27 protein-coding genes and 5 tRNA genes are annotated in these 25,822 nt (G+C 53.2%); 31 read left to right on the forward strand and 1 reads right to left on the reverse strand.

All coding sequences use genetic code 11. The features are described from left to right. The first annotated feature begins 240 nt into the window (after positions 1-240). From ACTQY1_RS04530 to ACTQY1_RS04660, 27 genes are all read left to right on the forward strand, one after another. Entirely contained in the window at positions 241-1,389 is a 1,149-nt protein-coding gene (locus ACTQY1_RS04530) for a S41 family peptidase (RefSeq protein WP_022488375.1), read from the forward strand. Positions 1,390-1,407: 18 nt separating this feature from the next. Then, a complete protein-coding gene (locus ACTQY1_RS04535; protein ID WP_441373859.1) occupies positions 1,408-2,742 on the forward strand; it encodes a sensor histidine kinase in 1,335 nt (444 codons plus the stop codon). Positions 2,743-2,763: 21 nt separating this feature from the next. After that, positions 2,764-3,609, forward strand: a complete 846-nt coding sequence (locus ACTQY1_RS04540) for a deoxyribonuclease IV (protein WP_441373860.1) — start codon at positions 2,764-2,766, stop codon at positions 3,607-3,609. Further along, positions 3,606-4,112: an energy-coupled thiamine transporter ThiT gene (gene thiT, locus ACTQY1_RS04545; protein ID WP_022488378.1), complete on the forward strand. Its 507-nt coding sequence runs from the start codon at positions 3,606-3,608 to the stop codon at positions 4,110-4,112. The genes ACTQY1_RS04540 and thiT overlap by 4 nt, the downstream gene beginning before the upstream one ends. Before the next feature lie 162 nt (positions 4,113-4,274). Beyond that, entirely contained in the window at positions 4,275-4,808 is a 534-nt protein-coding gene (infC, locus tag ACTQY1_RS04550) for a translation initiation factor IF-3 (RefSeq protein WP_154487927.1), read from the forward strand. 18 nt (positions 4,809-4,826) lie between these two features. Further along, positions 4,827-5,024, forward strand: a complete 198-nt coding sequence (rpmI, locus tag ACTQY1_RS04555; RefSeq protein WP_022488380.1) for a 50S ribosomal protein L35 — start codon at positions 4,827-4,829, stop codon at positions 5,022-5,024. Positions 5,025-5,070: 46 nt separating this feature from the next. Continuing rightward, complete coding sequence (gene rplT / locus ACTQY1_RS04560) at positions 5,071-5,424, forward strand: 50S ribosomal protein L20 (RefSeq protein WP_022488381.1); 354 nt, start codon at positions 5,071-5,073, stop codon at positions 5,422-5,424. A gap of 182 nt (positions 5,425-5,606) precedes the next feature. Then, a complete protein-coding gene (locus ACTQY1_RS04565) occupies positions 5,607-6,473 on the forward strand; it encodes a polysaccharide deacetylase family protein (protein ID WP_288174959.1) in 867 nt (288 codons plus the stop codon). Then, complete coding sequence (locus ACTQY1_RS04570) at positions 6,470-7,306, forward strand: polysaccharide deacetylase family protein (protein WP_441373861.1); 837 nt, start codon at positions 6,470-6,472, stop codon at positions 7,304-7,306. The genes ACTQY1_RS04565 and ACTQY1_RS04570 overlap by 4 nt, the downstream gene beginning before the upstream one ends. 19 nt (positions 7,307-7,325) lie before the next feature. Then, positions 7,326-8,171 carry a substrate-binding periplasmic protein gene (locus ACTQY1_RS04575; RefSeq protein ID WP_022488384.1) on the forward strand — a complete coding sequence of 282 codons (846 nt, stop codon included), beginning with the start codon at positions 7,326-7,328 and terminating at the stop codon, positions 8,169-8,171. Positions 8,172-8,198: 27 nt separating this feature from the next. Further along, positions 8,199-8,855, forward strand: coding sequence for an amino acid ABC transporter permease (locus ACTQY1_RS04580; RefSeq protein WP_022488385.1), 657 nt, complete (start codon positions 8,199-8,201; stop codon positions 8,853-8,855). 4 nt (positions 8,856-8,859) lie between these two features. Beyond that, positions 8,860-9,585 (forward strand): amino acid ABC transporter ATP-binding protein, encoded by a 726-nt coding sequence (locus ACTQY1_RS04585; RefSeq protein ID WP_369678691.1) that lies wholly within the window; start codon positions 8,860-8,862, stop codon positions 9,583-9,585. A gap of 7 nt (positions 9,586-9,592) precedes the next feature. Further along, entirely contained in the window at positions 9,593-10,258 is a 666-nt protein-coding gene (locus tag ACTQY1_RS04590; protein WP_022488387.1) for an aspartate/glutamate racemase family protein, read from the forward strand. A gap of 252 nt (positions 10,259-10,510) precedes the next feature. Next, the gene (locus ACTQY1_RS04595) at positions 10,511-10,762 is read left to right on the forward strand and encodes a type II toxin-antitoxin system HicA family toxin (RefSeq protein ID WP_303225773.1); all 252 of its coding nucleotides are present in this window, start codon (positions 10,511-10,513) and stop codon (positions 10,760-10,762) included. After that, entirely contained in the window at positions 10,749-11,096 is a 348-nt protein-coding gene (locus tag ACTQY1_RS04600) for a toxin-antitoxin system HicB family antitoxin (RefSeq protein WP_022488389.1), read from the forward strand. Before ACTQY1_RS04595 ends, ACTQY1_RS04600 begins: the two co-directional genes overlap by 14 nt. Before the next feature lie 153 nt (positions 11,097-11,249). Beyond that, positions 11,250-11,516 (forward strand): 30S ribosomal protein S15, encoded by a 267-nt coding sequence (rpsO, locus tag ACTQY1_RS04605; RefSeq protein WP_012938052.1) that lies wholly within the window; start codon positions 11,250-11,252, stop codon positions 11,514-11,516. Between the two features lie 305 nt (positions 11,517-11,821). Beyond that, positions 11,822-11,898 (forward strand) — tRNA-Asp (locus ACTQY1_RS04610). A 4-nt stretch (positions 11,899-11,902) separates the two neighbouring features. Continuing rightward, positions 11,903-11,978 (forward strand) — tRNA-Phe (locus ACTQY1_RS04615). Between the two features lie 8 nt (positions 11,979-11,986). Then, positions 11,987-12,061: transfer RNA gene (locus ACTQY1_RS04620), tRNA-Gly, on the forward strand. Positions 12,062-12,070: 9 nt separating this feature from the next. Further along, a tRNA-Cys gene (locus tag ACTQY1_RS04625) sits at positions 12,071-12,144 on the forward strand. A gap of 13 nt (positions 12,145-12,157) precedes the next feature. Beyond that, a tRNA-Leu gene (locus ACTQY1_RS04630) sits at positions 12,158-12,246 on the forward strand. A gap of 187 nt (positions 12,247-12,433) precedes the next feature. Continuing rightward, positions 12,434-13,702 (forward strand): uracil permease, encoded by a 1,269-nt coding sequence (gene uraA, locus ACTQY1_RS04635; RefSeq protein WP_441373862.1) that lies wholly within the window; start codon positions 12,434-12,436, stop codon positions 13,700-13,702. A 78-nt stretch (positions 13,703-13,780) separates the two neighbouring features. Continuing rightward, the gene (gene guaA / locus ACTQY1_RS04640; protein ID WP_022487072.1) at positions 13,781-15,325 is read left to right on the forward strand and encodes a glutamine-hydrolyzing GMP synthase; all 1,545 of its coding nucleotides are present in this window, start codon (positions 13,781-13,783) and stop codon (positions 15,323-15,325) included. A gap of 440 nt (positions 15,326-15,765) precedes the next feature. Continuing rightward, on the forward strand, positions 15,766-16,800 hold the full coding sequence (locus ACTQY1_RS04645) for a threonine aldolase family protein (protein WP_441373863.1): 1,035 nt from the start codon (positions 15,766-15,768) through the stop codon (positions 16,798-16,800). A gap of 224 nt (positions 16,801-17,024) precedes the next feature. After that, the gene (locus ACTQY1_RS04650; RefSeq protein WP_022487074.1) at positions 17,025-17,348 is read left to right on the forward strand and encodes an ArsR/SmtB family transcription factor; all 324 of its coding nucleotides are present in this window, start codon (positions 17,025-17,027) and stop codon (positions 17,346-17,348) included. Next, positions 17,345-17,929, forward strand: a complete 585-nt coding sequence (locus ACTQY1_RS04655; protein ID WP_441373864.1) for a chromate transporter — start codon at positions 17,345-17,347, stop codon at positions 17,927-17,929. The genes ACTQY1_RS04650 and ACTQY1_RS04655 overlap by 4 nt, the downstream gene beginning before the upstream one ends. After that, on the forward strand, positions 17,926-18,489 hold the full coding sequence (locus tag ACTQY1_RS04660) for a chromate transporter (RefSeq protein WP_022487076.1): 564 nt from the start codon (positions 17,926-17,928) through the stop codon (positions 18,487-18,489). The genes ACTQY1_RS04655 and ACTQY1_RS04660 overlap by 4 nt, the downstream gene beginning before the upstream one ends. A 47-nt stretch (positions 18,490-18,536) precedes the next feature. On the opposite strand, the gene ACTQY1_RS04665 is transcribed toward ACTQY1_RS04660, so the two are convergent. Then, the gene (locus ACTQY1_RS04665) at positions 18,537-18,734 is read right to left on the reverse strand and encodes a hypothetical protein (RefSeq protein WP_441373865.1); all 198 of its coding nucleotides are present in this window, start codon (positions 18,732-18,734) and stop codon (positions 18,537-18,539) included. A 173-nt stretch (positions 18,735-18,907) separates the two neighbouring features. Between ACTQY1_RS04665 and ACTQY1_RS04670 the strand changes: the two genes are divergently transcribed. From ACTQY1_RS04670 to ACTQY1_RS04685, 4 genes are all read left to right on the forward strand, one after another. Next, positions 18,908-19,858, forward strand: a complete 951-nt coding sequence (locus ACTQY1_RS04670) for a DUF542 domain-containing protein (RefSeq protein WP_154487916.1) — start codon at positions 18,908-18,910, stop codon at positions 19,856-19,858. A 336-nt stretch (positions 19,859-20,194) separates the two neighbouring features. Then, on the forward strand, positions 20,195-22,708 hold the full coding sequence (locus ACTQY1_RS04675) for an excinuclease ABC subunit UvrA (RefSeq protein ID WP_308664109.1): 2,514 nt from the start codon (positions 20,195-20,197) through the stop codon (positions 22,706-22,708). Positions 22,709-22,904: 196 nt separating this feature from the next. Further along, on the forward strand, positions 22,905-23,297 hold the full coding sequence (locus ACTQY1_RS04680) for a PAS domain S-box protein (protein ID WP_154487914.1): 393 nt from the start codon (positions 22,905-22,907) through the stop codon (positions 23,295-23,297). A 5-nt stretch (positions 23,298-23,302) separates the two neighbouring features. After that, complete coding sequence (locus tag ACTQY1_RS04685) at positions 23,303-25,747, forward strand: EAL domain-containing protein (protein ID WP_441369076.1); 2,445 nt, start codon at positions 23,303-23,305, stop codon at positions 25,745-25,747. The last annotated feature ends 75 nt before the right edge of the window (positions 25,748-25,822 follow it).

Below are 25,822 nucleotides of genomic sequence, written 5' to 3' on the forward strand. Positions count from 1 at the left end.
GTTGGGTCCAAAAATGAGCACGCCAATTTTAAAGGATTCAAATTGTAGCCTGTCCAATTTTGTGGGCAGGTGCTACTCTTAAAAAGTGTCCACACTTATGGGTACAGTATAGAGTAAAGAGCAGAGAAAATTTCTGCATTCGGTGGCAAATGCCCGGCGTTTGCCTTCCAGCGGCCAGTGACAATTGACCAGTGACCAGTGACAGGGATGCTGCCGGGCAGCATCCCACAGAGGCAAACTATGTTCAAAAAACGCTATACAGCCCCCCAGATGCTGGGGGTATTCTTCCTGTCCCTGGGTGTGTTCAGCGGCGGGACCTATTATCTGATGAAAAACTGGATCGGAGACCCGGGAGCCCTTTTCCAGATCGTCCGGACCATGCACCTGATCCAGGAACATTATGTAGGGGAAACCGATCGGAAAGCCATTTATGACGGGGCGCTCAAAGGCATGGTGGGGGTCCTGAACGATCCCTATTCCACCTACCTGGACAACCAGGACTTCCAGGCCCTGTCCACCATGACCGAAGGCCATTTCGGCGGGGTGGGCATGGTCATGGGCCAGAAAAAGGACAGCCAGTTCGTGGTGGTGGCTCCCATTGAGGACACCCCTGCCTACAAGGCCGGCATCAAAGCCGGGGACATCCTGCTGAAAATCGACGGAGAAGACCTGTCCGGCCAGACTCTGAACCAGGTGGTGAAAAAGATCCGGGGTCAGGACGGATCCCAGGTGACCCTGACCCTGAAACGGGGAGAGGAGGAACCCCGGGATGTAACCGTTACCCGCAGCGACATCAAGCTGAAAAGCGTGTACAGCCGGATGGATGAAAACGGCATCGGGTATATCCGGGTGACCAATTTCAACGAGGATACAGGCAAAGACTTCGGTGCCAGCCTCCAGGATCTCCGGGACAAGGGGATGAAGGCCCTGGTACTGGATCTTCGGGACAACCCGGGAGGCCTTCTGGAAAGCGGTGTGGAAGTGGCCCGGTACCTGGTGCCCAAAGGTCCCATTGTGTCCGTCACAGACAAGGACGGGAACACCCAGACCGAATCCTCTTCACTGGAAAAAGTGGACTTCCCCCTGGCGGTATTGGTGAACCATGGCACCGCCAGTGCGGCGGAAATCGTCTCCGGCGCCATCCAGGATACCGGATCCGGGAAGATCTTCGGGGTGAAGACCTATGGCAAGGGTGTGGTCCAGAATATTTTCCTCCTGAGCAACAAAACCGCCGTGAAGCTGACCGTGGCCCGGTATTATACCCCCAGCGGCCGGAGCATCGACAAGGTGGGCATCGAGCCGGACCAGGTGGTGGAAGCCGCCGATGAAGAAGGAAGCAACCAGCTGCAGGCGGCGGAAGCCTATCTCCGTCAGCAGCTCCAACAGTAAGGGCAAGGAGCGTGGATTATGGAAATCATCAATACCCTGACCAGTCAGATCGCCGTTTGGAAAAATTTCCTCACCGGTGCCGCGGGAACTCTTCCCACCGCACCCATGCTGAAAACCGGGGCGGAAGTCCTGCTGGGCCTTCTGGTCCTGCTGCTGATCGCCTACCGGTTCCGCACCCACCAGGTGCGCCGGGAACGGAAGATCCGCTACCGGATCGGCCGGATGATCGCCCATCTCTGTGATACCTATGACAGTCTGGAAGATGTGGACTGGAAGAAGCAGAAGGCCTACCGGTATCATTTCGTGGACGGAGACCTGAAAATCGACCAGCGGGACATTGAGGGAATCGGGGACCTGATCGGACCCCTCCATCCCAGCGACGGCCTGAAATACAACGAAGACTATATCAAAGGGGCCATCGAAAAGGCCATGAAGACCTGCTCTCCGGTGGAATTCATTGCCCGGGAAAAAGGCGCCGACGGTACTTTCCATTGGAAGGCCTTCCTGTTCCAGGGAGTCAAGAATGACAAAATCCACAGCCGCAGCTGCCTGCTGCTGAAGCGGGATGTGGATGACAGCCGGTCTGCAGAAATGGAAAAACGGGCCCAGCTGAGCCTGGACATGAACGAAGCCCGGAAGGCCGCCCAGGCCAAAACGGAATTCCTCAACCGGTTCAGCCAGGATACCCGGGAAGCTCTCCGGGACATTATGGGGAATCTCAGCCTCACCCGGGAGGAAATGGATCCGGGACGGCGGAAGGATTATCTGGACGAAAGCCAGCAGGAAGCCCGTTATCTCATGACCATGATCGAAGACGTAAAGGAACTGTCCGACATCGAAAACGGCACCCTGGAAATCCGCAGCGAGGAATTCAATGTGGATGAGACATTGACCAAACTGAACCAGCTGTTCCAGAAAGAAGGGGAGAAACGGGACATCACCTACGACTGCACCGTGGAACCTCTCTTGTATCCCAACCTGATCGGGGACGAAAAACGGCTGGAACAGGTACTGCTGAACCTGCTCACCCATGCTCTGCTGTTTACGGACCGGGGACAGAAAGTCCTTTGCGCCGTACGGCAGAAACTGGTGAAGAACAAAAAAGTTGCCATGGAATTCACCGTGCTCTGCGCCGGCATGAGGGTGCCCCAGGAAATGGTGGAGAAAGCCTTCCTGCCTTTTGAACTGACCCGGCAGGTGGGCAGCGCCAAAGTCCACGGAGGCCTGGGCCTGGTGGTGACCCAGCGTCTGGTGACCCTGATGGGGGGACAGATCCGGGCGGACAATGCGGAAGGCCGGGGCATGCGGTACATCATCGAACTGCCCTTTGATTTTGCAAGCCACGTGAAATAAACGAAAGGAAGTACATACAGGATGCTTCATATTGGATGCCATTTGTCCTCCAGCAAAGGATTCGCCGCCATGGGGAAGACGGCTCTTTCCATCGGGGCGGATACCTTTGCCTTTTTTACCCGGAATCCCCGGGGCAGCAAAGCCAAGGAAATCGATCCCAAAGATGTGGAAAAATTCCAGGCCCTCTGGGAGCTCAACCGGACCATCCCTCTGGTGGCCCACGCTCCCTATACCCTGAATCCGGCTTCTTCCAAGGAGGATGTGCGGACTTTTGCCCGGGAAACCATCGCCGATGATTTGAGAAAGCTGGAGGCGGTGCCCGGGAACTATTACAACATGCACCCGGGAAACCACCTGGGACAGGGGTCGGAAACAGGCATCGCTCTCATTGCCCAGTGCCTGAACGCCGTGCTGGATCCGGATCTTTCCACCACCCTGCTCCTGGAAACCATGGCCGGGAAGGGGACGGAAGTGGGCCGGACCTTCGGAGAACTCCGGGCCATCATCGACCGGCTGGACCATCCGGAAAAAGTGGGGGTGTGCCTGGATACCTGCCATGTGTGGGACGGAGGGTATGACATCGCTTCTAATCTGGACGGAGTACTGGAAGAATTCGACCGGACCCTTGGGCTGGACCGGCTGAAAGCCATCCATCTCAACGACAGCAAAAATCCCCTGGGAGCCCACAAGGACCGGCACGAAAAGCTGGGCCTGGGATGCATCGGACTGGAAACCCTGAAAAACGTGGTGAATCATCCGGCCCTCCGGGACCTGCCCTTTATCCTGGAGACCCCCAATGAACTGGCCGGCTACCAGGCGGAAATCGCCCTGATGCGCCAGGCAAGAGAAGAGAGGGACGGCCAATGAAGATCACCACTCACCAGGCCACTGTCTGCGGCCTGCTCCTGGCCCTGACCCTGGTGCTGAGCCTGCTGCCCCTTTACCGGATGCCCTACGGAGGCACCATTACCCTGGGAGGTATGCTGCCCATGATGCTCATAGCCTTTGTGTACGGCCCCCGGGTGGGGATCATGGCCGGGTTCGTGTACGGGCTGCTGAACCTGCTGCTGAACCCCTACATCCTCCATCCGGTCCAGGTGCTCCTGGATTATCCTCTGCCTTTCATGGCCCTGGGGCTGTGCGGATTCTTCCCTCAGCGGCCCTATCTGGGCATGGCCGTGGGGGTGGCCGTCCGGTATCTGTTCCATTTCCTTTCCGGGGTGGTGTTCTTTGCCAGCTATGCGCCGGCCACCATGTCCCCGGCAGTCTATTCCCTGGTGGCCAACGGTTCCTATCTGCTGCCGGATCTGGTGATCTGCATGGTGCTCTACCGGCTGCTGCCCATTGAGAAATTCCGGCAGATGATGTAAAAAAGCTTGCAAAATAATATCCCTGTGGTATAATAATCAAGTAACCAAAGTAGAGGCCACCTGCTTCTCACCTTGCGGCAACGCTCGACAGGGTCAGTGATACGGATTTGCAACGGGTGGACTTTGGTTCGCCCGTTTTTATTTTATTGTCTGTCTAACCTATTGGAGGTGAACGTCATAGCAAAAGATGAACTGCGGATCAATGAAGCCATCCGCGCAAGAGAAGTTCGTGTAAATTCTGCGGACGGGGAACAGTTTGGAATCATGTCTCTCCATGATGCCCTGCACCTGGCCGAAGAAAAGCATCTGGACCTGGTGGAAATCGCTCCCAAGGCCAAACCCCCGGTCTGCCGGATCATGGATTACGGCAAGTATCTCTATGAACAGCAGAAGAGAGAAAAAGAGGCCCGGAAGCGCCAGAGAATCATCGATGTGAAGGAAGTCAAACTCCGGATCCGCATCGAAGACCACGATTTCGAAGTAAAGACCAAGAATGCCATCCGCTTCTTACAGGGCGGTGACAAGGTAAAAGTTACCATCATGTTCCGGGGCCGGGAAATGACCCATCCGGAACTGGGTGAACAATTACTGAATAGAATGGCTGACCAACTGCAGGAGATTGCCACTGTGGAAAGAAAGCCGAAGCTGGAAGGACGCAACATGATCATGATCGTTGCTCCCAAAAGTGCCAAATAACAAGGAGGATGTCCAATCATGCCGAAAATGAAAACCCGCAGATCTGCTGCTAAACGCTTCAAAGCCACCGCTACCGGTGAATTCAAACGTGGTAAAGCTTTCCGGAGCCACATCCTGGAACACAAATCTCCTACCCGTAAGAGAAACCTGCGTAAAGCGGGTCTGGTCCACAAGACCGACCACGAACGTGTAGCCAAGATGCTGCCGTACGCATAATTTCACTGTTTGAGAGATTTCAGAGATTCCAAGGAGGAAATAAACAATGGCAAGAATTAAAGTCGGCGTAACTGCCCATAGACGTCATAAACATATCCTGAAGCTGGCCAAAGGCTACAGAGGTTCCAAGAGCAAGCTGTTCAAAAAAGCCAATGAAACCGTCATGAAGGGCCTGATGTATGCCCGTCGTGACAGAAGAGCCAAGAAACGCGAATTCCGTCAGCTGTGGATCGCCCGGATCAACGCTGCTACCCGGGCCAACGGCCTGAGCTACAGCCGTTTCATCTGCGGCCTGACCAAAGCTGGCGTTGTGCTGGACCGGAAAGTCCTGGCCGACATGGCTGTAAACGATGCCGCTGCTTTCGCCAAACTGGTGGAAACTGCCAAGGCTGCTCTGTAAGAGAGAAATCAGGAAGCTGTCTGCGTAACAAGCAGGCAGCTTCTTTTTTTTTGTAACAAATGATACATGAAATTATATGTATTCATAATCAGTGAAAAAATATGCACAACGTTATCTTATATGTGCTATAATAACCTTTATTCCAATCAGAATCCTATACTATGGCACGGAAGGTGAAATTATTGATTGCTTTGAAAAACGGGGATGGGATCCAGTGGCCGGGAGGCAAGCGGATCGCCGTCATGCTGACTTTTGATTTTGACGCGGAACTGTTGCGTCATTCCGTCATCGGGAAGAAAACCATCGGATTCTCTGACTTTTCCCGGGGCCAGTACGGCCCTCACGAAGGCCTGGACCGGTGCCTGGCTCTGCTGGACCGGCAGCATCTGCCTGCCACGTTCTTCATTCCCGGGAAGATCATCGAAGAATATCCGGATGCGGTGAAGAAAATTGCCGACAGAGGGTTGGAAATCGGATACCATGGGTATGAGCATGAGAGCACCCTTGGTCTGTCTGCTGATGAAGAACGGTCCAATATGGAAAAAAGTGAAGCCCTGATCGAAAAGCTGTGCGGTCACAAACCGGCAGGACACCGGGGGCCTTTGGATGTGCTTCAGGAATGCAGCATGGCACTTCTTCAGGAAAGAGGATATCTTTACGATTCCACATTAAAGGACTGCGACTGGCCTTACATTCCTCAGGAATGCGGCCCCCGGACTCCGGTCATCGAACTGCCTACAGAACCGGGAATTGACGACTTTTCTTATTATTACTTCTCCTATGCAGATGAGGCCACCATTACCTGCACTTATCCCAATGATTATGTTTACGGGATTTGGAAAGATTATTTTGATGAACTGGCCAGCGAGGGAGACAAAGTGATGGTCCTGAAACTCCATCCCCAGCTGATTGGCCGGAGCGGACGGATCCGGATGCTGGAACAGCTGGTCCTGTACATGGAGCAAAACGGAGCCTGGATTGCTTCCTGTCAGGAAGTGGCCCAATATGTAAGGGATTTTTATGAACAGAAAGAAGGTGCCTGCCAATGAAATGGCCTCATGGAAAACGGCTGGCCCTGTGCCTTTCCTTTGATATTGATGCGGAAACCCTCTGGCTGACCCGGAATCCTGTCAATGTGCATCACCCGGTTCATTTGTCCCGGGGACGCTATTCCGTCAAGCAGGGGATTCCCCGGATCCTCCGGCTGCTGGAAAGTGAAGGAGTGAAGGCCACTTTCTTCACTCCGGCCTGGACTGCCGAGCATCATCCTGATGTAATCCGTACTATTGCAGAACTGGGGCATGAAGTTTCCTATCATGGGTACCTTCATGAAGTTTGTGACACTTACGAAAAAGAAAATGCCCTGATGGAAAAAGCGGAAAACATCCTGAGGGAAATTACCGGCAGACGGCCTATGGGGAACCGGGGCCCGGATGGATACGTATATGACTTCCACCTGCAGCTGTGGCTGGACCGGGGGTATATCTATTCCTCCAACTGGCGGGACAATGACGGGCCTTTTCTTCACAAACTGAACGGAAAGACCATTCCCATTGTGGAACTGCCAAAAGATGGCATTGTGGATGATACCTCCTATGACATGTATACCCTTCAGCATCCGGAACATTATTTCCTGCGAAGCGGACGGGAAATGGTGGGAATCTGGATGGATGAACTGGACGGACTGGCGGAAGAAGGACGGATGATGAATTTTGTCATGCATCCTCAGTTCATTGGCCATCCCCAGTATGTCCGTGCGCTGCGGGAATTTATCCGGTATGCCAAAGATCATGGGGCCTGGATTGCTACCGATGAACAGGTGGCACGATACTATCTTTCCCAGAACGGATTTCCGGAATATGCCAAGGGAGAGAGTTTTTAAAAGAAAGGAAGTATGAATGATGATGACCAACAGACTGACCAAAAAGATTGCCTGTGTACTGGCGGGAGCCTTTTGCCTGCTGGCTCTTGCCGGATGCGGGGGAAATGATGCCAAGAAAGAGGCAGGAAAAACTGGGGGAGACGGCAAAAAGCTGGTGGTAGCCATTAATGCCACTTTTCCGCCTTTTGAAAGTGTTAAGGAAGGCACAAAGGACTATACCGGCATTGATATCGAAATTGCCCAGTATATCGGGAAAAAACTGGGGAAAACCGTGGAATTCCAGGATATGAAATTTGCTTCCCTGGTGCCTACTCTCCAAAGCGGCCGGGCGGACATGATCATTTCCGGGATTTCTCCCACGGCCCAACGGAAAGAAGTGGTTTCTTTCTCCAAACCTTATTATTTCCCCATGAAGGCACTGATTTTCAAGAAGGGGGCTGGCTACAAATCTCTGGCTGATCTGAAGGGAAAGAAAGCCGGGGCTTCCATGGGCACCACTTATGTAAAAGAACTGAAGGAAGCAGGGGGCATCGAAGTGACAGAACTGGACAATACTCCGCTGGTGGTCCAGGATATCAAGAACAGCCGTCTCGATGCCGGGCTCTTTGATTCTGCCCAGGCTTCTGTATTCGTCAAGGAAAATCCTGAACTGGAAATGGCCATCCTGGATCTGCCGGTAGTCAACGATGATACCTTTGCTATTGCTCTGCCCAAAGATTCCAAGGATATCGGCAAAATCAACGATATCCTGAAGGAAATGAAATCCAATGGAGAATTCCACAAAATCCTGGTGAAATACTTGGGTGAAGACGCTGCCAAACAATATGAAACGGCGGAAGCCAAACTGGATGTGGCTAAACAGTAATCTAATCTGAAAAGAGAAGCGAATCCTATGTTTAAATTTTCTGTTCTCATGCCCTACCTGCCACTACTGGAAAGCGCAGTGTGGGTTACGTTGAAATTCACGTTTTTCTCTACTTTCCTGGGATTTATCGGGGGCTTTATCCTGGCTCTCATTACCATCTCCCGGAACAGAGTATTTGCCCCTCTGGCACGGTTTTATATTTCAGTTTTTCGGGGAACACCGCTTCTGGTGCAGCTGATGTTGATTTATTTTGCCACGCCCCAGCTTACGGGATACAACATTACAGCACTTCAAGCCGGGGTGCTGTCCTTTGGGCTGAATTCCGCCGCATATATTTCTGAAGCCCTCCGGGGCGGGATCCTTTCGGTGGACAAGGGCCAGTGGGAAGCGGCCCTTTCCCTGGGGGTGCCCAAGCATCGGTTCATCCTGGATGTGATTTTACCCCAGGCCATCAAGAACACCTTCCCGGCGCTGATCAATGAGAGCATTGCGCTGTTGAAAGATTCCAGCCTGGTGTCCGTCATCGGGGTCGCTGATACCCTTCGTTGGGCGGATTTAATCCAGGCCAAGACGTTCCGGGCTTTTGAAGCCTTTATAGTAGCGGCTGCCGTATATTATGTGCTGGTCATGATCCTCACCTTTATCGGTGCCTATTTTGAAAAGAAGGTGCGTATCAGTGACTGACAACATTATCCAAGTAGAACATGTGGCCAAACATTTCGGCAGTCTGGAAGTCCTGAAGGACATCAGCCTGGAGGTGGAGCGGGGACAGGTGGTGACCATCATCGGTCCTTCCGGCAGTGGAAAATCCACCCTGCTCCGGTGTCTGAACCTGCTGGAAAAACCTGATGGGGGAAAGATCATCTTCGAAGGTCAGGACATTCTGGCACCGGGGATAAAGATTGCGGACATCCGGAAAAAAGAAGTGATGGTGTTCCAGCATTTCAACCTGTTCAAAAACATGACCGTACTCCGGAACGTGACCTATGCCCCCATGGTGGTCAATGGGAAAAGCCGGGAAGAAGCAGAAAAAGATGGCCGGGAACTCTTGGCCAAAGTTGGGCTGGCTGACAAGGCAGGAGAATATCCCAGCCGGCTTTCCGGGGGCCAGCAGCAGCGGGTGGCCATCGCCCGGGCCATGGCCATGCATCCGGATGTGCTGCTCCTGGATGAACCTACGTCCGCCCTGGATCCGGAAATGGTGAAAGAGGTGCTGGACGTGATCCGGGAACTGGCCCAGAGCGGCATTACCATGGTACTGGTGACCCACGAAATGGGCTTTGCCCGGGATGTATCCGACATGATCCATTTCATGGATGGGGGCTATCTGGTGGAAAGCGCCCCGCCGGCGGAATTCTTCGCTCATCCCAAATCGGAACGGGCCCAGAAATTCCTGTCCAAGATCCTGTCCTGAGGTGCCTATGAAAATCCGTATCATCAATCCGGATTATGGGGTGGGGGAAGAGGCCATGGCCCAGCGCTGCAGCATCCTCCAGCAGTTTGTGGGGCCCGATGTGGAACTGTCCATGGTCTGTCTCACCCAAACAAAAGTGGAAATCAACAGTGCGGCGGATGTGGTCCTGGCCGGTCCGGAAATCCTGGAACTGGCCAAACAGGCGGAACAGGATGGGTGTGACGCTGTGGTGCTGTACTGCTTTTCTGATCCGGCGGCTGAAGCCTGCCGGGAACGGCTCCGAATCCCAGTGGTGGGCGGAGCCCAGGCTTCGGTGCTCCAGGCGCCCCTGGTGGCCAGGCAGTCGGGAGTCATCCTCAGTGATCCCGCCCGGATCGGGGAAAAAGAACTGTTCCTGCCTACCTTGGGCATCGGTCCTGGACGGATCAAAGCCATCGGAGCCATCCATTTCCAGGGAAAATCCATCTGGGACAATCGGGAAGAAGCCTTTGCCCAGTTGGTGGAAGAGGGAAAAAGGCTGATCAGGGAACAAGGAGTCCAGTGTCTGATCCTGGGCTGCCTGTCCTTTTTGGGACTGGCCAGGCCCCTTAGTGAAAAACTGGGGGTCCCGGTAATCGACCCGGCCATTGCCGCCGTATGCACCGCAGAAAGCCTGGTGCGGCAGGGAATATAAGAAAAAGTCAAATGTGGCCTGAGGGCCTTGAGATGGCAGACGTCAGATTTGTTCGGTATGGAAAGCAGGGATCCTCTGCTGACTGCTAACAGGCTGACGTCTTTTTTAGCTTCACTATAAAAAGTTGAAATATTCTACAAATATAGTAAAATACATACTATGTAATATCAGGGAAAACGTTGGACAGTACACAACAGGAAACAAGATATTGACACCATATATGGTGTCAATTATACTAAAGGCAGGAACGATATGTCTAAATGGGAAAAATTGCTGAAAAAAATACTCACTTTATCAAAAGACATGAGGTTTGATGAACTAAGAAAAATATTGGAGAGTTATGGGTACGTAATGAGTGCACCCAGAGGCGGAAGCAGCCATTATACTTTCAGGAAACCTGGGAAAAACCCCATTACTATCCCCAAACATGAACCCATCAAAAAAGTATATGTCGAGATGGTCCGACAGGTGGTGGAGGAGGAAGCTGGAAATGAAAACGATTGAATATTATATGGCACTTCCTTATCGGCTGGAAATCGTTCCGGATCCGGATGAGGGGGGATATGTGGCCCGTTATCCGGATTTGCCGGGATGCATCACGGTCGGTGATTCCATGGAAGAGGCTGCCAAAAATGCTGAAGATGCGAAGAAGGAGTGGCTGGCCGCAGCCTTGGAAAGCGGAGTGGAGATTGCAGAACCGGTATCTGCCAATGGATATTCCGGACAGTTTAAGCTGCGGATCCCCAAAAGCCTGCACCGCCGTCTGGCCGAACACGCCAAAGAAGAAGGAGTCAGCATGAATCAGTACTGCGTGTATCTGCTGTCGCAAGGGTCCTGATGGCCCTTCCTTTTCCCTTGCACCAAACTGTAAAGTATGTTATAATGCCAACGTGCTGGAAGAGCACAATTCTTTGAACCTTGGCGCTGCTGCGCGACACTCCGACGCCAGCTGCAGCCACGGGCTTTTCTATGACTAAGGAGGAAAAGAACAATGTTAACGCCTGCAAGAAAGAAAGAACTCATCGAAACCTACCGCATCAACGAACAGGACACCGGGTCTCCTGAAGTACAGATCGCCATCCTGACCGAACGGATCAGCTATCTGACCGAACACCTGAAAGCCAACAAGAAGGACCATCATTCCCGTCGCGGCCTGCTGAAAATGGTTGGTCAGCGCCGTGGCCTGCTGAACTACCTGATGAAGAAAAACATCGAACGGTACAGAAGCATTGTAGAAAGACTGGGCCTGCGGAAATAATTCCAAAAGCAATGAAAAGACTGCTCCAGAAATGGGGCAGTCTTTTTTTTTGCATGTAATTGGTATCCCTAGTCTCAGCAAACAGCCTGATACCGTCGCTGTTTGTCCATGGGAGGATGCGTTCTCTATGGTTTTATCTGAATCGAAGGAATCCGCTGCCCGGGTCCCTTCTGACCGCCGTTGACTGATGACCGGCGACGGCAATGCGAAGTTTATTTCCCATTGCCTTAAATTATCCTTGACATTTTCCTTACTATACAGTATACTAATCAAGTCGGCAGCACCTGAGGGTGTTTCCTGACAACGGCCCAGTAGTTCAGTTGGTTAGAATGCCGCCCTGTCACGGCGGAGATCGTCGGTTCGAGTCCGTCCTGGGTCGCCAATTTGCCTCGGTAGCTCAGTTGGTAGAGCAAAGGACTGAAAATCCTTGTGTCCGCAGTTCGATTCTGCGCTGAGGCACCATTCTTTATGCGGAAGTAGCTCAGTGGTAGAGCATCACCTTGCCAAGGTGGGGGTCGCGAGTTCGAATCTCGTTTTCCGCTCCATTTTCATATGGCGACGTAGCCAAGCGGTAAGGCAGAGGTCTGCAAAACCTTTATCCCCAGTTCGATTCTGGGCGTCGCCTCCAATTTAACTTTTTCGCCGAGGTGGCGGAACTGGCAGACGCAAGGGACTTAAAATCCCTCGGAGAGTGATCTCCGTACCGGTTCGATTCCGGTCCCCGGCACCATTGAAATTTGAAGGACTGTTGCATAAGCAACAGTCCTTTTTTCAGCTTCCGGAGATTTCGGGAAAACCGTATGAACCCTGGAGGGCCGCCGGCCGGGCGGCCCCCAGAATGTACCAACATTCCTTTCTTCTTCCCTGCCGGATATGGTAAAATAAAAGAAATGAAAAGAAAAAAGGAGTCATGATCCATGGAAGAACGACGAATCATCCACGTGGAAGAAAAGCTTCCGGTCCTGGAAACCATCCCTCTGAGCCTGCAGCATCTGTTTGCCATGTTCGGTTCCACCGTACTGGTGCCTTTTCTCCTGCACGTGGACCCTGCCACCGCCCTGTTTATGAACGGGGTGGGCACCCTGCTGTATCTGACCATCTGCAAATGGAAGCTCCCGGCCTATCTGGGCTCCAGCTTCGCCTTCATTTCCCCTGTGCTGGCGGTGTGCGCTACCCCGGGGATGACCTATGGAGACGCCCAGGGAGGCTTCATTGCCTTCGGCCTCTGCTTCATCCTGATCGGCCTTATGGTAAAGAAAATCGGCACGGATTGGATCGATGTGCTGTTTCCGCCCGCGGCCATGGGGTCCATTGTGGCCATCATCGGTCTGGAACTGGCGCCCCTGGCTCTCAACATGAGCGGCTTCGTGGATCCGGTCCAGGGGATGACCAACGGTCAGGCCATGACCATTTCCATGTTCACCCTGATTGTGACCATCCTGGGCACCGTCCTGGGCCGGGGATTCATCGCCATCATCCCCATCCTTATCGGGGTGGTGTCCGGCTACGTCCTCAGCTGGTTCATGGGTGTGGTGAACTTCTCTGCGGTGGAAACCGCCGCCTGGTTCTCTTTCCCCACCTTCTACCAGCCCCGGTTCAATGTGTCCGCCATCATGATGATCCTGCCCGCCCTGTTTGTGGTGCTGGCGGAACATCTGGGGCATCTGTTCGTCACCAGCGACATTGTAGGACGTGACCTGATCAAGGATCCCGGGCTCCACCGGTCCCTTATGGCGGATGGTCTTTCCAACGTGCTCTCCGGGCTCCTGGGTTCCACTCCCAATACCACCTACGGGGAAAACATGGGGGTCATGGCCATTACCGGGGTGTACAGCACCTGGGTCATTGGCGGTGCAGCCATTTTCGCCATCCTGTTTTCCTTCATCGGGAAGATCGCTGCGGTGATCCACGGGATCCCCACCCCGGTGATGGGGGGCGTCTGCATCTTATTGTTCGGTTTTATTGCAGCGTCCGGCCTCCGGATGATGGTGGAACGGAAAGTGGACTTTACCCAGCCCAAGAACCTGATCCTCACAGCCGTGACCATGATCAGCGGTCTTTCCGGGGCAGCGGTCCACATCGGGCCCGTCCAGCTGAAAGGCATGGGCCTGGCAACGGTGGTGGCCATCCTGGCCAGCCTGGCCTTTCTGATTTTCGAAAAATTGGGCCTGTCCAACGAAAAATAATCGGATTTGGAATTGAAAGAAACGGCGATTTATAGTATACTGTTTTAAATATTACAAACTACCAAAGGGAGGCAGAGTATGGATAATTTACAGCATGAGGTTGTCCTGGTTGTTGACTTCGGCGCACAGTACAGCCAGCTGATTGCCAGACGAGTTCGTGAATGCGGTGTGTACTGCGAAATCATTCCTTACAATTATACCCTGGACAAGATCAAAGCCAAGAATCCCAAGGCCATCATCCTGTCCGGCGGTCCCAACAGTGTCTATGCAGAAAATACCCCCAGCGTGGATGAGGGCGTTTTCGAAATGGGCATCCCTGTCCTGGGCATCTGCTATGGGGATCAGTTCATGACCAAGGCGCTGGGCGGCAAAGTGGCCCATGCCGGCAGCGGGGAATACGGCAAGACCGCTGTATCCCTTGACAATGAAACCCGTCTCTTCTCCGGTCTGGAAAAGAACAATGTATGCTGGATGAGCCATCAGGACTATGCGGAAAAAGCCCCGGAAGGCTTTACGGTCATTGCTCAGACGGAAGAATGTCCCATCGCTGCCATGCAGAATGAGGACAAGAAACTCTACGGCGTCCAGTTCCATCCGGAAGTGATGCACACTCCCTTTGGGAAGCAGATGTTCTCCAACTTCCTGTTCAATATCTGCAACCTGTCCGGGGATTGGACCATGTCCTCCTTCGCCCAGAACAAGATCCGGGAAATCCGGGAAAAGGTAGGGGACAAGAACGTACTCTGCGCCATGAGCGGCGGTGTGGATTCCTCCGTGGCCGCCGTGCTGGTCCACAAGGCTGTGGGCAAGCAGCTCACCTGCGTGTTTGTGGATCACGGCCTCCTGCGGAAAGACGAAGGAGACCAGGTGGAACAGGTCTTCAAACGGGATTTTGATATGAACCTGATCCGGGTCAACGCCCAGGACCGTTTCCTCAGCAAACTGAAAGGTGTCAGCGACCCTGAAAAGAAACGGAAGATCATCGGGGAAGAATTCATCCGTGTCTTCGAAGAAGAATCCAAAAAGATCGGTCACGTGGACTTCCTGGTCCAGGGGACCATTTATCCTGACGTGGTGGAATCCGGAGGTACCGGCACCTCTGCCACCATCAAGAGCCACCACAATGTAGGCGGCCTGCCCAAAGACATGAAACTGGGCCTCATCGAACCCCTCCGGGAACTGTTCAAGGATGAAGTCCGTGCCGTAGGCGAAGAACTGGGCATTCCCTCTGAACTGGTATGGCGCCAACCCTTCCCGGGTCCTGGCCTGGCCATCCGTGTCCTGGGCGAAGTCACCGAAGAAAAGCTCCACATCGTCCGGGAAGCCGATGCTATTTTCCGGGAAGAAATCGCCAAAGCCGGTCTGGACCGGTCCATCTGGCAGTATTTCGCCTGTCTCCCCAACATTCGCAGTGTCGGTGTCATGGGTGACTTCCGGACCTACAGCAACACCATCGCCCTCCGTGCCGTCAACAGTACCGATGGCATGACCTCCGACTGGTCCCACATTCCCTACCACGTGCTGGACATCGTTTCCAGAAGAATCGTAAACGAAGTCCCCGGGGTAAACCGTGTGGTCTACGATATTACCAGCAAGCCGCCGGCGACTATCGAGTGGGAGTAAGCGGCTGACGCATAACCCAGGCGCGGGATATACACCCATCTACTTTGTCAGCGGGGAATTTGGTCCGCGGCATGTACGTCCATGTACTATGCCACGAACCAAATTCCCCGCTTTCGCGTATCTGGGTACATCTCTCGCACCTGGAAGAAAATCGGGCCCATCTGCTTTGTTGAATTCGCGCATCTGACCTACTCTGGTGCTCAGAGAAAAAATCGAGGGAGAAAAAAGACATCAGACACGGCCGGAGGCCTACAGAGTTCGGATGTCAGCTTGTTGGCTATGGACAGGCTGGAAACTTGCATCTGCATCGGACAAAGCTGACGTCTGCTTTCTGAGAGACCCGTGAGGGCCGGTTCCGACGTCTTTTAAGGGATTTAGGACAAAGGGCTGGATTTATGATAGAATCAAGGGGTAAATCATCTTTTCAGGGAGGACTTATCATGATCCGATTCAACAATGACTACAACCACGGGGCCCATCCCAACATCCTGGAAGCCCTGGTCCGTACCAACGATACCCAGTTCAGCGGTTATGGTACCGATGAATGGTGTGACAAGGCAGAAAAAATGATCCTGGACTTGTGCCAGTGTCCCCAGGGCAAAGTGTATTTCTTCCCAGGAGCCACCCAGGTGAACCTGGTGACCATCGCGGCCTTTCTGAGCTCCTGTGACAGTGTGGTCTGTGCTTCCACCGGTCACATCAATGGCCATGAATGTGCTTCTATCGAAAATACCGGCCACAAGATCCTGGCTTTGCCCCAGAAAGACGGGAAAATCACCGCCGCCCAGATTGAACAGGAAGTCCGGTCCTATTATGATGCCGGTGAACCGGAATGGCTCACTCGGCCTTCAATGGTCTATATTTCTTTCACCACTGAATACGGCACCCTGTATTCCAAAGCGGAACTTACCGCCATTTCAGAAGTCTGCCGGAAATATGGGATGGCTCTCTTTGTAGACGGAGCCCGGCTGGCCTATGGATTGGCTGCTCCGGACAATGACCTGACCCTGCCGGATATGGCCCAGCTTACGGACGCTTTTTACCTGGGCGGCACCAAATGCGGCGCCTTCTTTGGGGAAGCGCTGGTCCTTACTCATCCGGAAGCTGTCCGCCGGTTCAAGGCCCATATGAAACAGAGCGGAGCCGTCCTGGCTAAAGGCTGGCTTCTGGGCCTTCAGTTCTATACTCTGCTCCGGGATGGCCTGTATTTCAAACTGGCTGCCCGGGCGGATGCCTTTGCCCTTCGGATCCGGGAAGCCTTCCGGCAGAAGGGGATTCCTGAATACGTGGTCAGTCCCACCAACCAGCAGTTTGTGATCCTGACTCCAGAACAGGCGGAGAGATTGGCCCAAAAATATGTTTTTGAACAAGAAGGGACCTTGGAGGAAGGCCGGTTGGTAGTCCGCTTCTGCACCTCCTGGAGTACGGAGGAGGGGGAGGTGGAGGCGCTTATCGCCGACATCGCCGACGCATAACCCAGGCACGGGATATGTACCCATCTACTTTGTCAGCAACGGATTTTGACTGTGGCATGTACGTCTTTGTACTATGCCACGAACAAAATTCCCCGCTTTCGCGTATCTGGGTACATCTCCTGTACCTTACGGCCTTTCAGAGAAATTAAAATTTAATTCAGTATTTACTAAATTAGAATAATCTATTATATTTAAGTAAACACTAAATCAAAGAAGGTGGAATTATGGAACTTGACCGTATATTGAAAGCACTGGGTGAACCGATGCGGCTGAAGATCTATCAGGCACTTTTGGAAAGGAAGCACTGCGTCCGGTCTCTTTCCAAAAAGTTCGGGATCTCGGAATCGGCCATTTCACAGCATTTGAAGATCATGAGGGAAGCAGGTTTGGTCTATGGAGAAAAGTACGGCTATCATATGCACTATCTGCCGGACCAAGAAGCCATCGACTTCCTGGCGGAGCAGGTGGAACAGATGCGGAGGGATTCTCTGCAGGTGGACCGTGAGCAAAAAGCCTGCCAATGTGAATATCGGGGGAAAAAAGCATGAACCAGAATCAGCTCAGGGATTTGTTTTTGACTTTTGCCCAAATCGGACTGTTTACCTTTGGGGGCGGGTATGCCATGATTTCCATGATCGAGCACAGCTGTGTGGAAGAAAAGAACTGGATCACCCATGAGGAACTGATGGATATTACCGTAATCGCAGAATCCACGCCCGGTCCCATCGCCATCAACTGTGCCACCTTTACCGGATATAAGCAGGCCGGATTGGCGGGAGCTTTTGCAGCTACTTTTGGCATCGTCGTCCCTCCTTTTCTGGTCATTTTGGCCGCTTCGCTGTTCCTGTATGATTTCTTTACGTGGAAACTGCTGGCTGCCACATTCCAGGGAATCAAAATCGCTGTGGGGCTTTTGATTTTGGAGGCAGCCATGATGATGCTGAGAAAAGGCGCCAGGACGTGGCTGTCACGGGGCATCCTCCTGGGTTCCTGTTTGGCCATGCTCTGCAGCGATATCTTTAGTCTACCGATTTCTTCCATCCGGCTGATGCTCCTGGCAGCAGGAATCAGTCTGGCAGTTTCCAGGCTGCAGGCGCCATCCCATCAAGAAGGTGGTGGCGGAAAATGATCTATCTGGATTTATTTGCAGGATTTTTGAAAGTCGGATGTTTTGCCTTCGGAGGTGCATATGGTGCGATCCCTCTGATCCGGGACGTCGTCCTGTCCTACGGCTGGCTGAATGACGACATGCTGACCTATATGATTGCCGTCAGTGAAAGTACCCCGGGACCGATTATGGTCAATCTGGCGACTTATGTAGGAAGCAGCCAGGGAGGCTTTCTGGGAGCCATCACCGCGACAGCCGCCGTTGTCCTGCCTTCGTTCCTGATTATCATTCTGGTTACGGCAATACTCCATCACCTGCTGGACAACCGATATATCCAGAGTCTTTTGCGAGGGATGAAACCCTGCGTGACGGGTATCGTGCTGGCGACTGGCCTCTATATGACCTTCCAGCATTGCCTCGGCCAAGGGAAGCAGCCCCAACAGGCGTTCCAGGCACTTTTTGTGATTCTTGGCCTGATTTTGGGAAAAAGGGGTTACCAGCGGGCTATGAAAAAGAAGCTTTCACCCGTTGGGCTGATCTTGGCTTCCGCTGTTCTGGGCGTAATAGTCTATGGAGGGTAGAAAGGAGGCAAGACGCTGTCGGAACCGGACAGATCCCTTCCAGCTATTCATCTGATCGACGGATCCATTTTCTTTCCCTTCCACTTTCTTCGCCGATATTCCCAGCCAGAAAGCAGGGAATTGGCCAGCCAGCCCAGGGGGACGACGTTCCAGACGAAGGGGAGGCCGAAGCGGGGGGCCAGGGCCATGGCTAGGCTGACCCGAAGTCCAAAGTTGACCAAGCTGGCGATGGTGAACATCTGCATATCGCCGGCCCCTCGGAGGACCCCATCCACAGACATCTTCATGCCGATGAGGCAGAAGAAAAAGCACATGAATAAGTTACTCTATGCAGTTGTCATGGCAACGGAATTATTTCTACCAATCAACTATACTTAGACCATCAAACAAACACCAAACAAATTGGGAGGAATGTTCCATGATTACTGTGAAGAATACTTTGGCTGACGTTGTACGGGATTATCCCCAGACCATTCCCTTTTTCAATGAACTCCACCTGGATTACTGCTGCGGCGGGGGGATCCCTCTGGAAGAAGCCGTGAAGAATACGGATCTGGATGCGGAAAAGGTGGTGGCGGACCTGAATGAATTCATTGCCGCCCACAGCGCCAAAACCGGCAGCCAGCAGGAATCCCTGGAACGGTTCAAGAACCTTTCCATCCCTGACATGCTCCAGGACCTGGAAGCCACTCACCATGTGGATGAACGGAAATACATGGCAGAAATCGAAACGGATCTGAACAAGATCCTTCTTGTCCATTTCGTCCACCACGGGGAACTGCTTACCCGGCTCCATCATCTCTACGGCACCCTGAAAACCGAACTGGAAGAACATTTTGCCCGGGAAGAACGGCTGGTGTTCCCGCTGATGCGGTCCTATCCCCAGCCCAACCTGGAAGTCCTTACCCTGATCCAGAACCTGGAAAAGGACCATTCTGCCGCCGGGGACATCATCAAGGAAATCGAATCTCTCACCGATCATTTCACTGCTCCTGCTGATGCCTGTGCCACCTTCAAACGGACTTACCAGTTGCTGGAAGAATTCATCAATGACGTGTTTGTCCACATCTTCAAGGAAAACTCCATTGTCTTCCCGGAATATGCGGAAAAAGCGCCCAGCCAGGAAGAACTGGACCGTCAGGTGGAAGTGACCCTGGAACAGGAAGCCGGCAGCAACAGCAACACCTGCGGGTACTGTGAAAGCGAAAATGGGGAAGAAAAGAGCCCGGTGCTCTTTGAATGCGGCAACTGCGGTGCCCTGTACTGCAATGACTGCGGAGAAACCGGCTGCCCCAGCTGCGGTGCTTCCTTCAGCCACGCCCATCCTTTGGAATACTCGGGGAGCAGTTGGAATCCGAACCAGGACTAGGCAATAAAAGGGCTAACGCATAACCCCGGGGCACAATGAGGGCCCATCTGCTTTGTCAGCGGGAGATTTGGATCGCGGCATGTACGCCTATGTACTATGCCACAATCCACATCTCCCGCTTTCGTGCATCTGGGCCCTTCTTGTGCCCCGGCCAAAATTCGTAGGATATGCACCCATCTGCTTTCGCGTATCTGGGTACATCTCCTGCGCCTGGAGAGAGCTGCAGGAACGGGCGGCTCTGGCGGCATTGTGCCAGAGGCCCTGTCTCAACGTTTTTTTTTAATAATCTGTATTATGATAGATGCAAAGGCTTTCAAGCAAAGGAGATAATGCTGCATGAGCACAAAACATATCCCTTCCATCCCTGACCATATAGAGGTCCGGGGGGCCAGGGTCCATAATCTGAAAAATATCGACGTGGACATCCCTCTCCACAAAATCGTGGGAATTGCCGGGGTGTCCGGGTCCGGGAAATCCTCCCTGGCCCTGGGGGTCCTGTATGCGGAAGGATCCCGGCGGTATTTGGAATCCCTTTCCACCTACACCCGGCGCCGGATGACCCAGGCGGAACGGGCGGACGTAGAGGAGATACGGTATGTACCAGCTGCCCTCGCCCTCCATCAGCGCCCGGGTGTCCCCGGCATCCGCAGTACTTTTGGGACCCTTTCTGAACTGTTGAACAGCCTGCGTCTCATGTTTTCCCGGCTGGGGAGCCACCGCTGTCCCAATGGCCATTACTGCCCGCCCTCTTTCGCTGTGGCGGCCATGCAGGAAATCACCTGTCCGGTATGCGGTGAGAAATTCTATGGTCCCGGAGCGGAGGAACTGGCCTTTAACAGTACAGGCGCCTGTCCTGCCTGCGGCGGAACAGGGATTGTCCAAAATGTAAACGAGGCGGCCCTGGTACCGGATGATTCCAAAACCATCGATGAAGGCGCAGTGGTGGTTTGGGGAACCCTTATGTGGTCACTGATGAAAGACATTGTTCGGACCATGGGGGTCCGGACAAATGTCCCTTTTCGTGATCTGACCCCGGAGGAGAAAGAAATCGTCTATCACGGCGAACTGAAGAAACATCATATCCATTATGTCAATCCCAATACTCTGGAGCCGGCAGAGATGGATTTCACCTACTACAGTGCAGTCAATTCTGTGAAAAATTCCCTGGCCAAGGTCAAAGACGAAAAGGGGATGAAACGGCTGGAAAAATATCTGGAAGAAGATATCTGTCCGGACTGCCATGGCACCAGACTGTCAGAAGCCGCCCGTGCGCCGCGGCTCAGAGGAATCGGGCTGGATCAGGCAGCTGCCATGACCCTTTCGGAACTGATTCCCTGGGTCCAGGGGGTTCCGGCATCTTTGCCCGAAAAAATGCGCCCCATGGCTGAAAGCATCTGTGAGTCCTTCCTGGATGTTTCCAAGCGGCTGATGGACCTGGGTCTGGGATACCTTTCCCTTGACAGGGCGGGGTCCACGCTGTCCACAGGAGAACGGCAGCGGGTGCAGCTGGCCAGGGCAGTACGGAACCGTACCACAGGTGTACTCTATGTCCTTGATGAACCGTCTATCGGTCTCCATCCTTTTAACCTCAAGGGCCTTACAGGGGTCATGGACGACCTGCTGGCAGACGGAAACTCCATCGTAATTGTTGACCATGACACCCAGGTCCTGAAACACGCTGACTGGCTGATCGAGATGGGAAAAGGTGCGGGAGCAGAGGGCGGTACGGTGATTTCCCAGGGAAAGGTCGCCGATGTGGCAAAAAATCCGGAATCAGTCATAGGTCCTTTTCTTTCCAATCAATATACATCAAGAATCCGTCCAGTGACAGAAAAGGATTCTTTGTTCGCCAAAGGGACCATCCATCTGGAAACAGGAAAAATCCACACAGTACATCCTTTGCAGGTGAAGATCCCTATGGGACGGCTCACTGTTGTAACCGGTGTCTCAGGCTCCGGCAAAACCACTCTGATCCTGGAGAGCCTGATACCGGCACTCCAGGCAAAAATCAACGGACAGAAACTGCCAGGACATATTGAAAGTATTGAGGCAGAAGGAATCACGCAGGTCAAGCTGATCGATGCGGCACCGATCGGGATCAATGTGCGTTCTACGGTGGCAACTTATGCCAATGTCCACGACGGGCTGAGAAAACTATATGCCAGGACAGCAGAGGCGAAGGAACAGTCCTGCAAAGCCGGTGATTTCTCATATAATACAGGAAAACTCCGCTGCCCCACCTGTGATGGCACAGGGGAAATCTCGCTGGACGTCCAATTCCTGCCGGATGTAAAGATTCCCTGTCCGGACTGCAGAGGATCCCGCTACAGCCAGCAAGCTTTTCACATCCGCCGCAAAGCCCGGGACGGAAACCTCTACAGCCTGCCAGAACTCATGAATATGAGCGTGGATCAGGTGCTGCAGGCACTGGGGGGATTGAAGCTCCTCCAGCAGAGGCTTCAGGTCCTCCACGACCTGGGTCTGGGGTATCTGACACTGGGAGAAGAAACACCGGGACTTTCCGGTGGGGAAGCCCAGCGGCTGAAGCTTGCCAGTGAAATGGGAAAAGGACAGAGTGATTCCGTGTTCATTTTCGATGAACCGACCATCGGCCTTCATCCCCAGGATGTAAGGAAGCTTTTACATGTTTTCCAGACCCTGATCGACCATGGGGCCACGGTAGTGGTCATCGAACATGACCTTGATGTGATCAGGAATGCTGATTACATTATCGACATGGGGCCGGGCGGCGGCTGCCAGGGCGGCAGGATCGTGGCTGCCGGGACTCCGGAAGAGGTGGAGCGGTGTAAGGAGAGCCGAACCGGATTCTTTTTGCGGTCTGACGCCTGAATTCTGAAAAGGGGTGTGAAAAAATTCGCACGCCCAACCGCGGGGTGCGAGTCTCGGTGCTGATTTCTTTTCTCTGTTCGATTGTGGACTTTTATGTAAAATTCCCTTATAATATGGATAAAAGTCATCTGTTTTGTCAAATTACGGAAACAGTATGAACAATCAGGAGACAGCGGGTGATTCCATGGATATTCAAATGACAGAATTGCTTCAGAAGATGGTGGATGAAGCTCCTTTTGGCATGTATGTGCTGGATACGGAACGGAAAATCCTTTTCTGGAGTGGGGGTGCCGAGCGCATTACCGGATACAGCCGGGAGGAAATGGTGGGCCGTCACTGTTATGAAGGAGAACTGGACCACATCGACCAGGAGGGGACTCATCTGTGCCATGATTTCTGCCCCATGCTGGCCACCATCTATGATGGGCAGTCACGGCAGCAGCCCGTGTTCCTGAAAGACCGGACCGGCCGGCGGATTCCGGTGATGGTTCATACAGAGCCCCTGTTCAAAGGAGACGAAACCCTGGGCGCCATTGAATACTTCTGGGTTCTCCCGGAAGGCGAATATCCTGTGCCGGAAGAACGGTGATATCCATGACAACAGAACAGACTCTGGATCTTCTCCTCCAGCAGATGCCGGACCATCTGCCGGGAGGAGTTCTGATTTACCGGGACAACAAGCGGGAAGAAATCCTCTATGCCAATCCCTGGCTTCTGTCCATGTTTGGCTGTTCTTCTTTTGATGACTTCCTGGAACTGACAGGGGGGTCTTTTGTTACCCTGGTCCATCCGGAAGACAGGGAACAGGTGGAACGGGACATTCGGCAGCAGATTGCCGGCAGCCGGAGCAAGCTGGATTTCGTCAATTACCGGGTGATCCGGAAGGATGGATCCGTCCGTCGGGTGGAGGAGTTTGGCCATCGGGTGTTCATTCCCGGAGTGGGGGCGGTTTTTTACGTCTTTTTCCTGGACAACGATACCAAATACAAAATCTACGATACGGACTCCCTTACCGGGCTTCCCGGAAAGACCCGGTTCATAAGGCATGCCTCCATGGTACTGGCTTTGGCCGCCCATGATCCCAAGGCCCCGAAAATGGCCCTGGTCTACGTGAATATCCACAACTTCAACCAGTACAACCTGCGCAACGGCAGCGAAAAGGGCAATCAGTTCCTGGTCAGGATGACCGAAGTGCTCCGGGAGAACTTTCCCAACAAGTTGATTTCCCGGTTCATGGACGACCATTTCGTGGTGCTTACCACCCTGCCTTCCCTGGAAAAACAGATTTCTGTGATTTCCAGCCAGATCCACGGTTTGTACGATTCCAGCTGGCTGGATGTGAAATTCGGCATCTATCCTGTGGAAGACGATACCATCCCGGTGGAAAGCGCCTGCGGCATGGCCCAGATGGCCTGTGACAGCATCAAGGACATCCCGGACCGCCATGTATGCTTCTATACCAAAACCATGGGAGAAGCCCGGGATCTGCGGAATTATGTAATCGACCATTTCCGGGAAGCTTTGGAAAAACATTGGATCCAGGTGTATTTCCAGCCGGTGGTCCGGACCATTTCCGGGACCCTTGCCAGTGTGGAAGCCCTGTCCCGGTGGAGAGATCCGGAAAAAGGGATGATATCTCCCGGGATTTTCATCCCCATCCTGGAAGACAGCCGGCAGATCCGGAAACTGGATCTGTATGTGTTGGAAGAAATCTGCCGTCTCTATCAGCAGCAGCTGGCAGAGGGAAAAGTCGTGATCCCGGCTTCCTTCAATCTTTCCCGGATGGATTTCTTCCAGGGATCCATTTTCGAAGATGTGGAAGAGATCCGGAAACGGTATCAGGTGCCCCGGAACATGCTCTACGTGGAAATCACTGAGAGCGTCTTCGTCCATGAAGGAGACGTGCTCCATCAGGAAATCCAGCGGTTCCGGCAGGCTGGATACGAAGTGTGGATGGATGATTTCGGCAGCGGCTATTCTTCTTTGAATACCCTGAAAAACTACAGCTTCGATGAAATCAAGATCGACATGGCCTTTTTGTCCCAGTTTACGGAAAAATCCCAGAACATCATCAAGGCCATTATCCGGATGGCGAAAAAAATCGGCATCCACACCCTGATGGAAGGGGTGGAGACCCGGGAACAGGCGGAATTTGCCCGGTCCATTGGCTGCGAACTGATCCAGGGATATTATTACGGACGGCCCATGTCCTTTGAAGAACTGAAGCAGATGTACCGGGAGAAACGCTGGCAGGTGGAAACTCCTGAACTGCGTCAGTACTACGGGAAACTGGGGTCCATCGACTTTCTTACAGACAGGCCCATGGCGGTGGCGGAGGTGGCCGGGAATCGGTTCCGGTATCTTTTTGCCAATGAAGAATACCGGAATACCATCCAGGCTGCGGGCATGGAAAGCCTCCGGCAAACGGAAGTGTTCGTCAATGCCCTGGCAGGCCCCATCAGCAAAAACATCCACAGTTTCCTGCACGATGTGATCCATACCAGCAGCGAAAAGACGCTGACCTATACGGTGAACGGCCGGTATATGCGGCTGGAGGCCAGTTATCTGGCTTCTCATGACAAGCATCACCTGCTACTTCTGTACCTGACCAATTTCACCATCCAGGAAGATCAGAATGCCAGCGACAGCCTGGACTGGGTCAACCGGAACCTGCTGTACCTGTACCAGAATGTATCCCTGGTGGATATGGAAAACGATACGGCCGTTCCTCTGGTCATGAATTCTCCCTACCGGAAATATTTTTACCAGAAACGGACAGGTATCCAGGATATAGTCCAGCAGTATACACGGACCATGATCCATCCGGAAGATCAGGAGCGGTTCCTGACTTTCAATGAATTGGATTCCATGATGGGACGAATCCGGAAAAGCCCGGAAGGGATGATTTCCGGCGGTTTCCGGACCCTTGGCAACGATGGGGAGTACCACTGGGACATCCATTCCATTTTTCCGGCCATCCGGAAGGGGAAGGTGTATCTGTTGTATACGGCGAGACATTTTCCCAAGGCCAACGCATAACCCGTTATCTTGCCGTCCAACTGAGAGAAATCCATAGGGGGTGTTGCACAGAATGTGCAGCGCCCTTTTTTATCG

The organism is Acidaminococcus sp. HCP3S3_G9_1 (genome assembly GCF_052122455.1).
In the GTDB taxonomy this organism is placed as follows: Bacteria; Bacillota; Negativicutes; order Acidaminococcales; family Acidaminococcaceae; genus Acidaminococcus.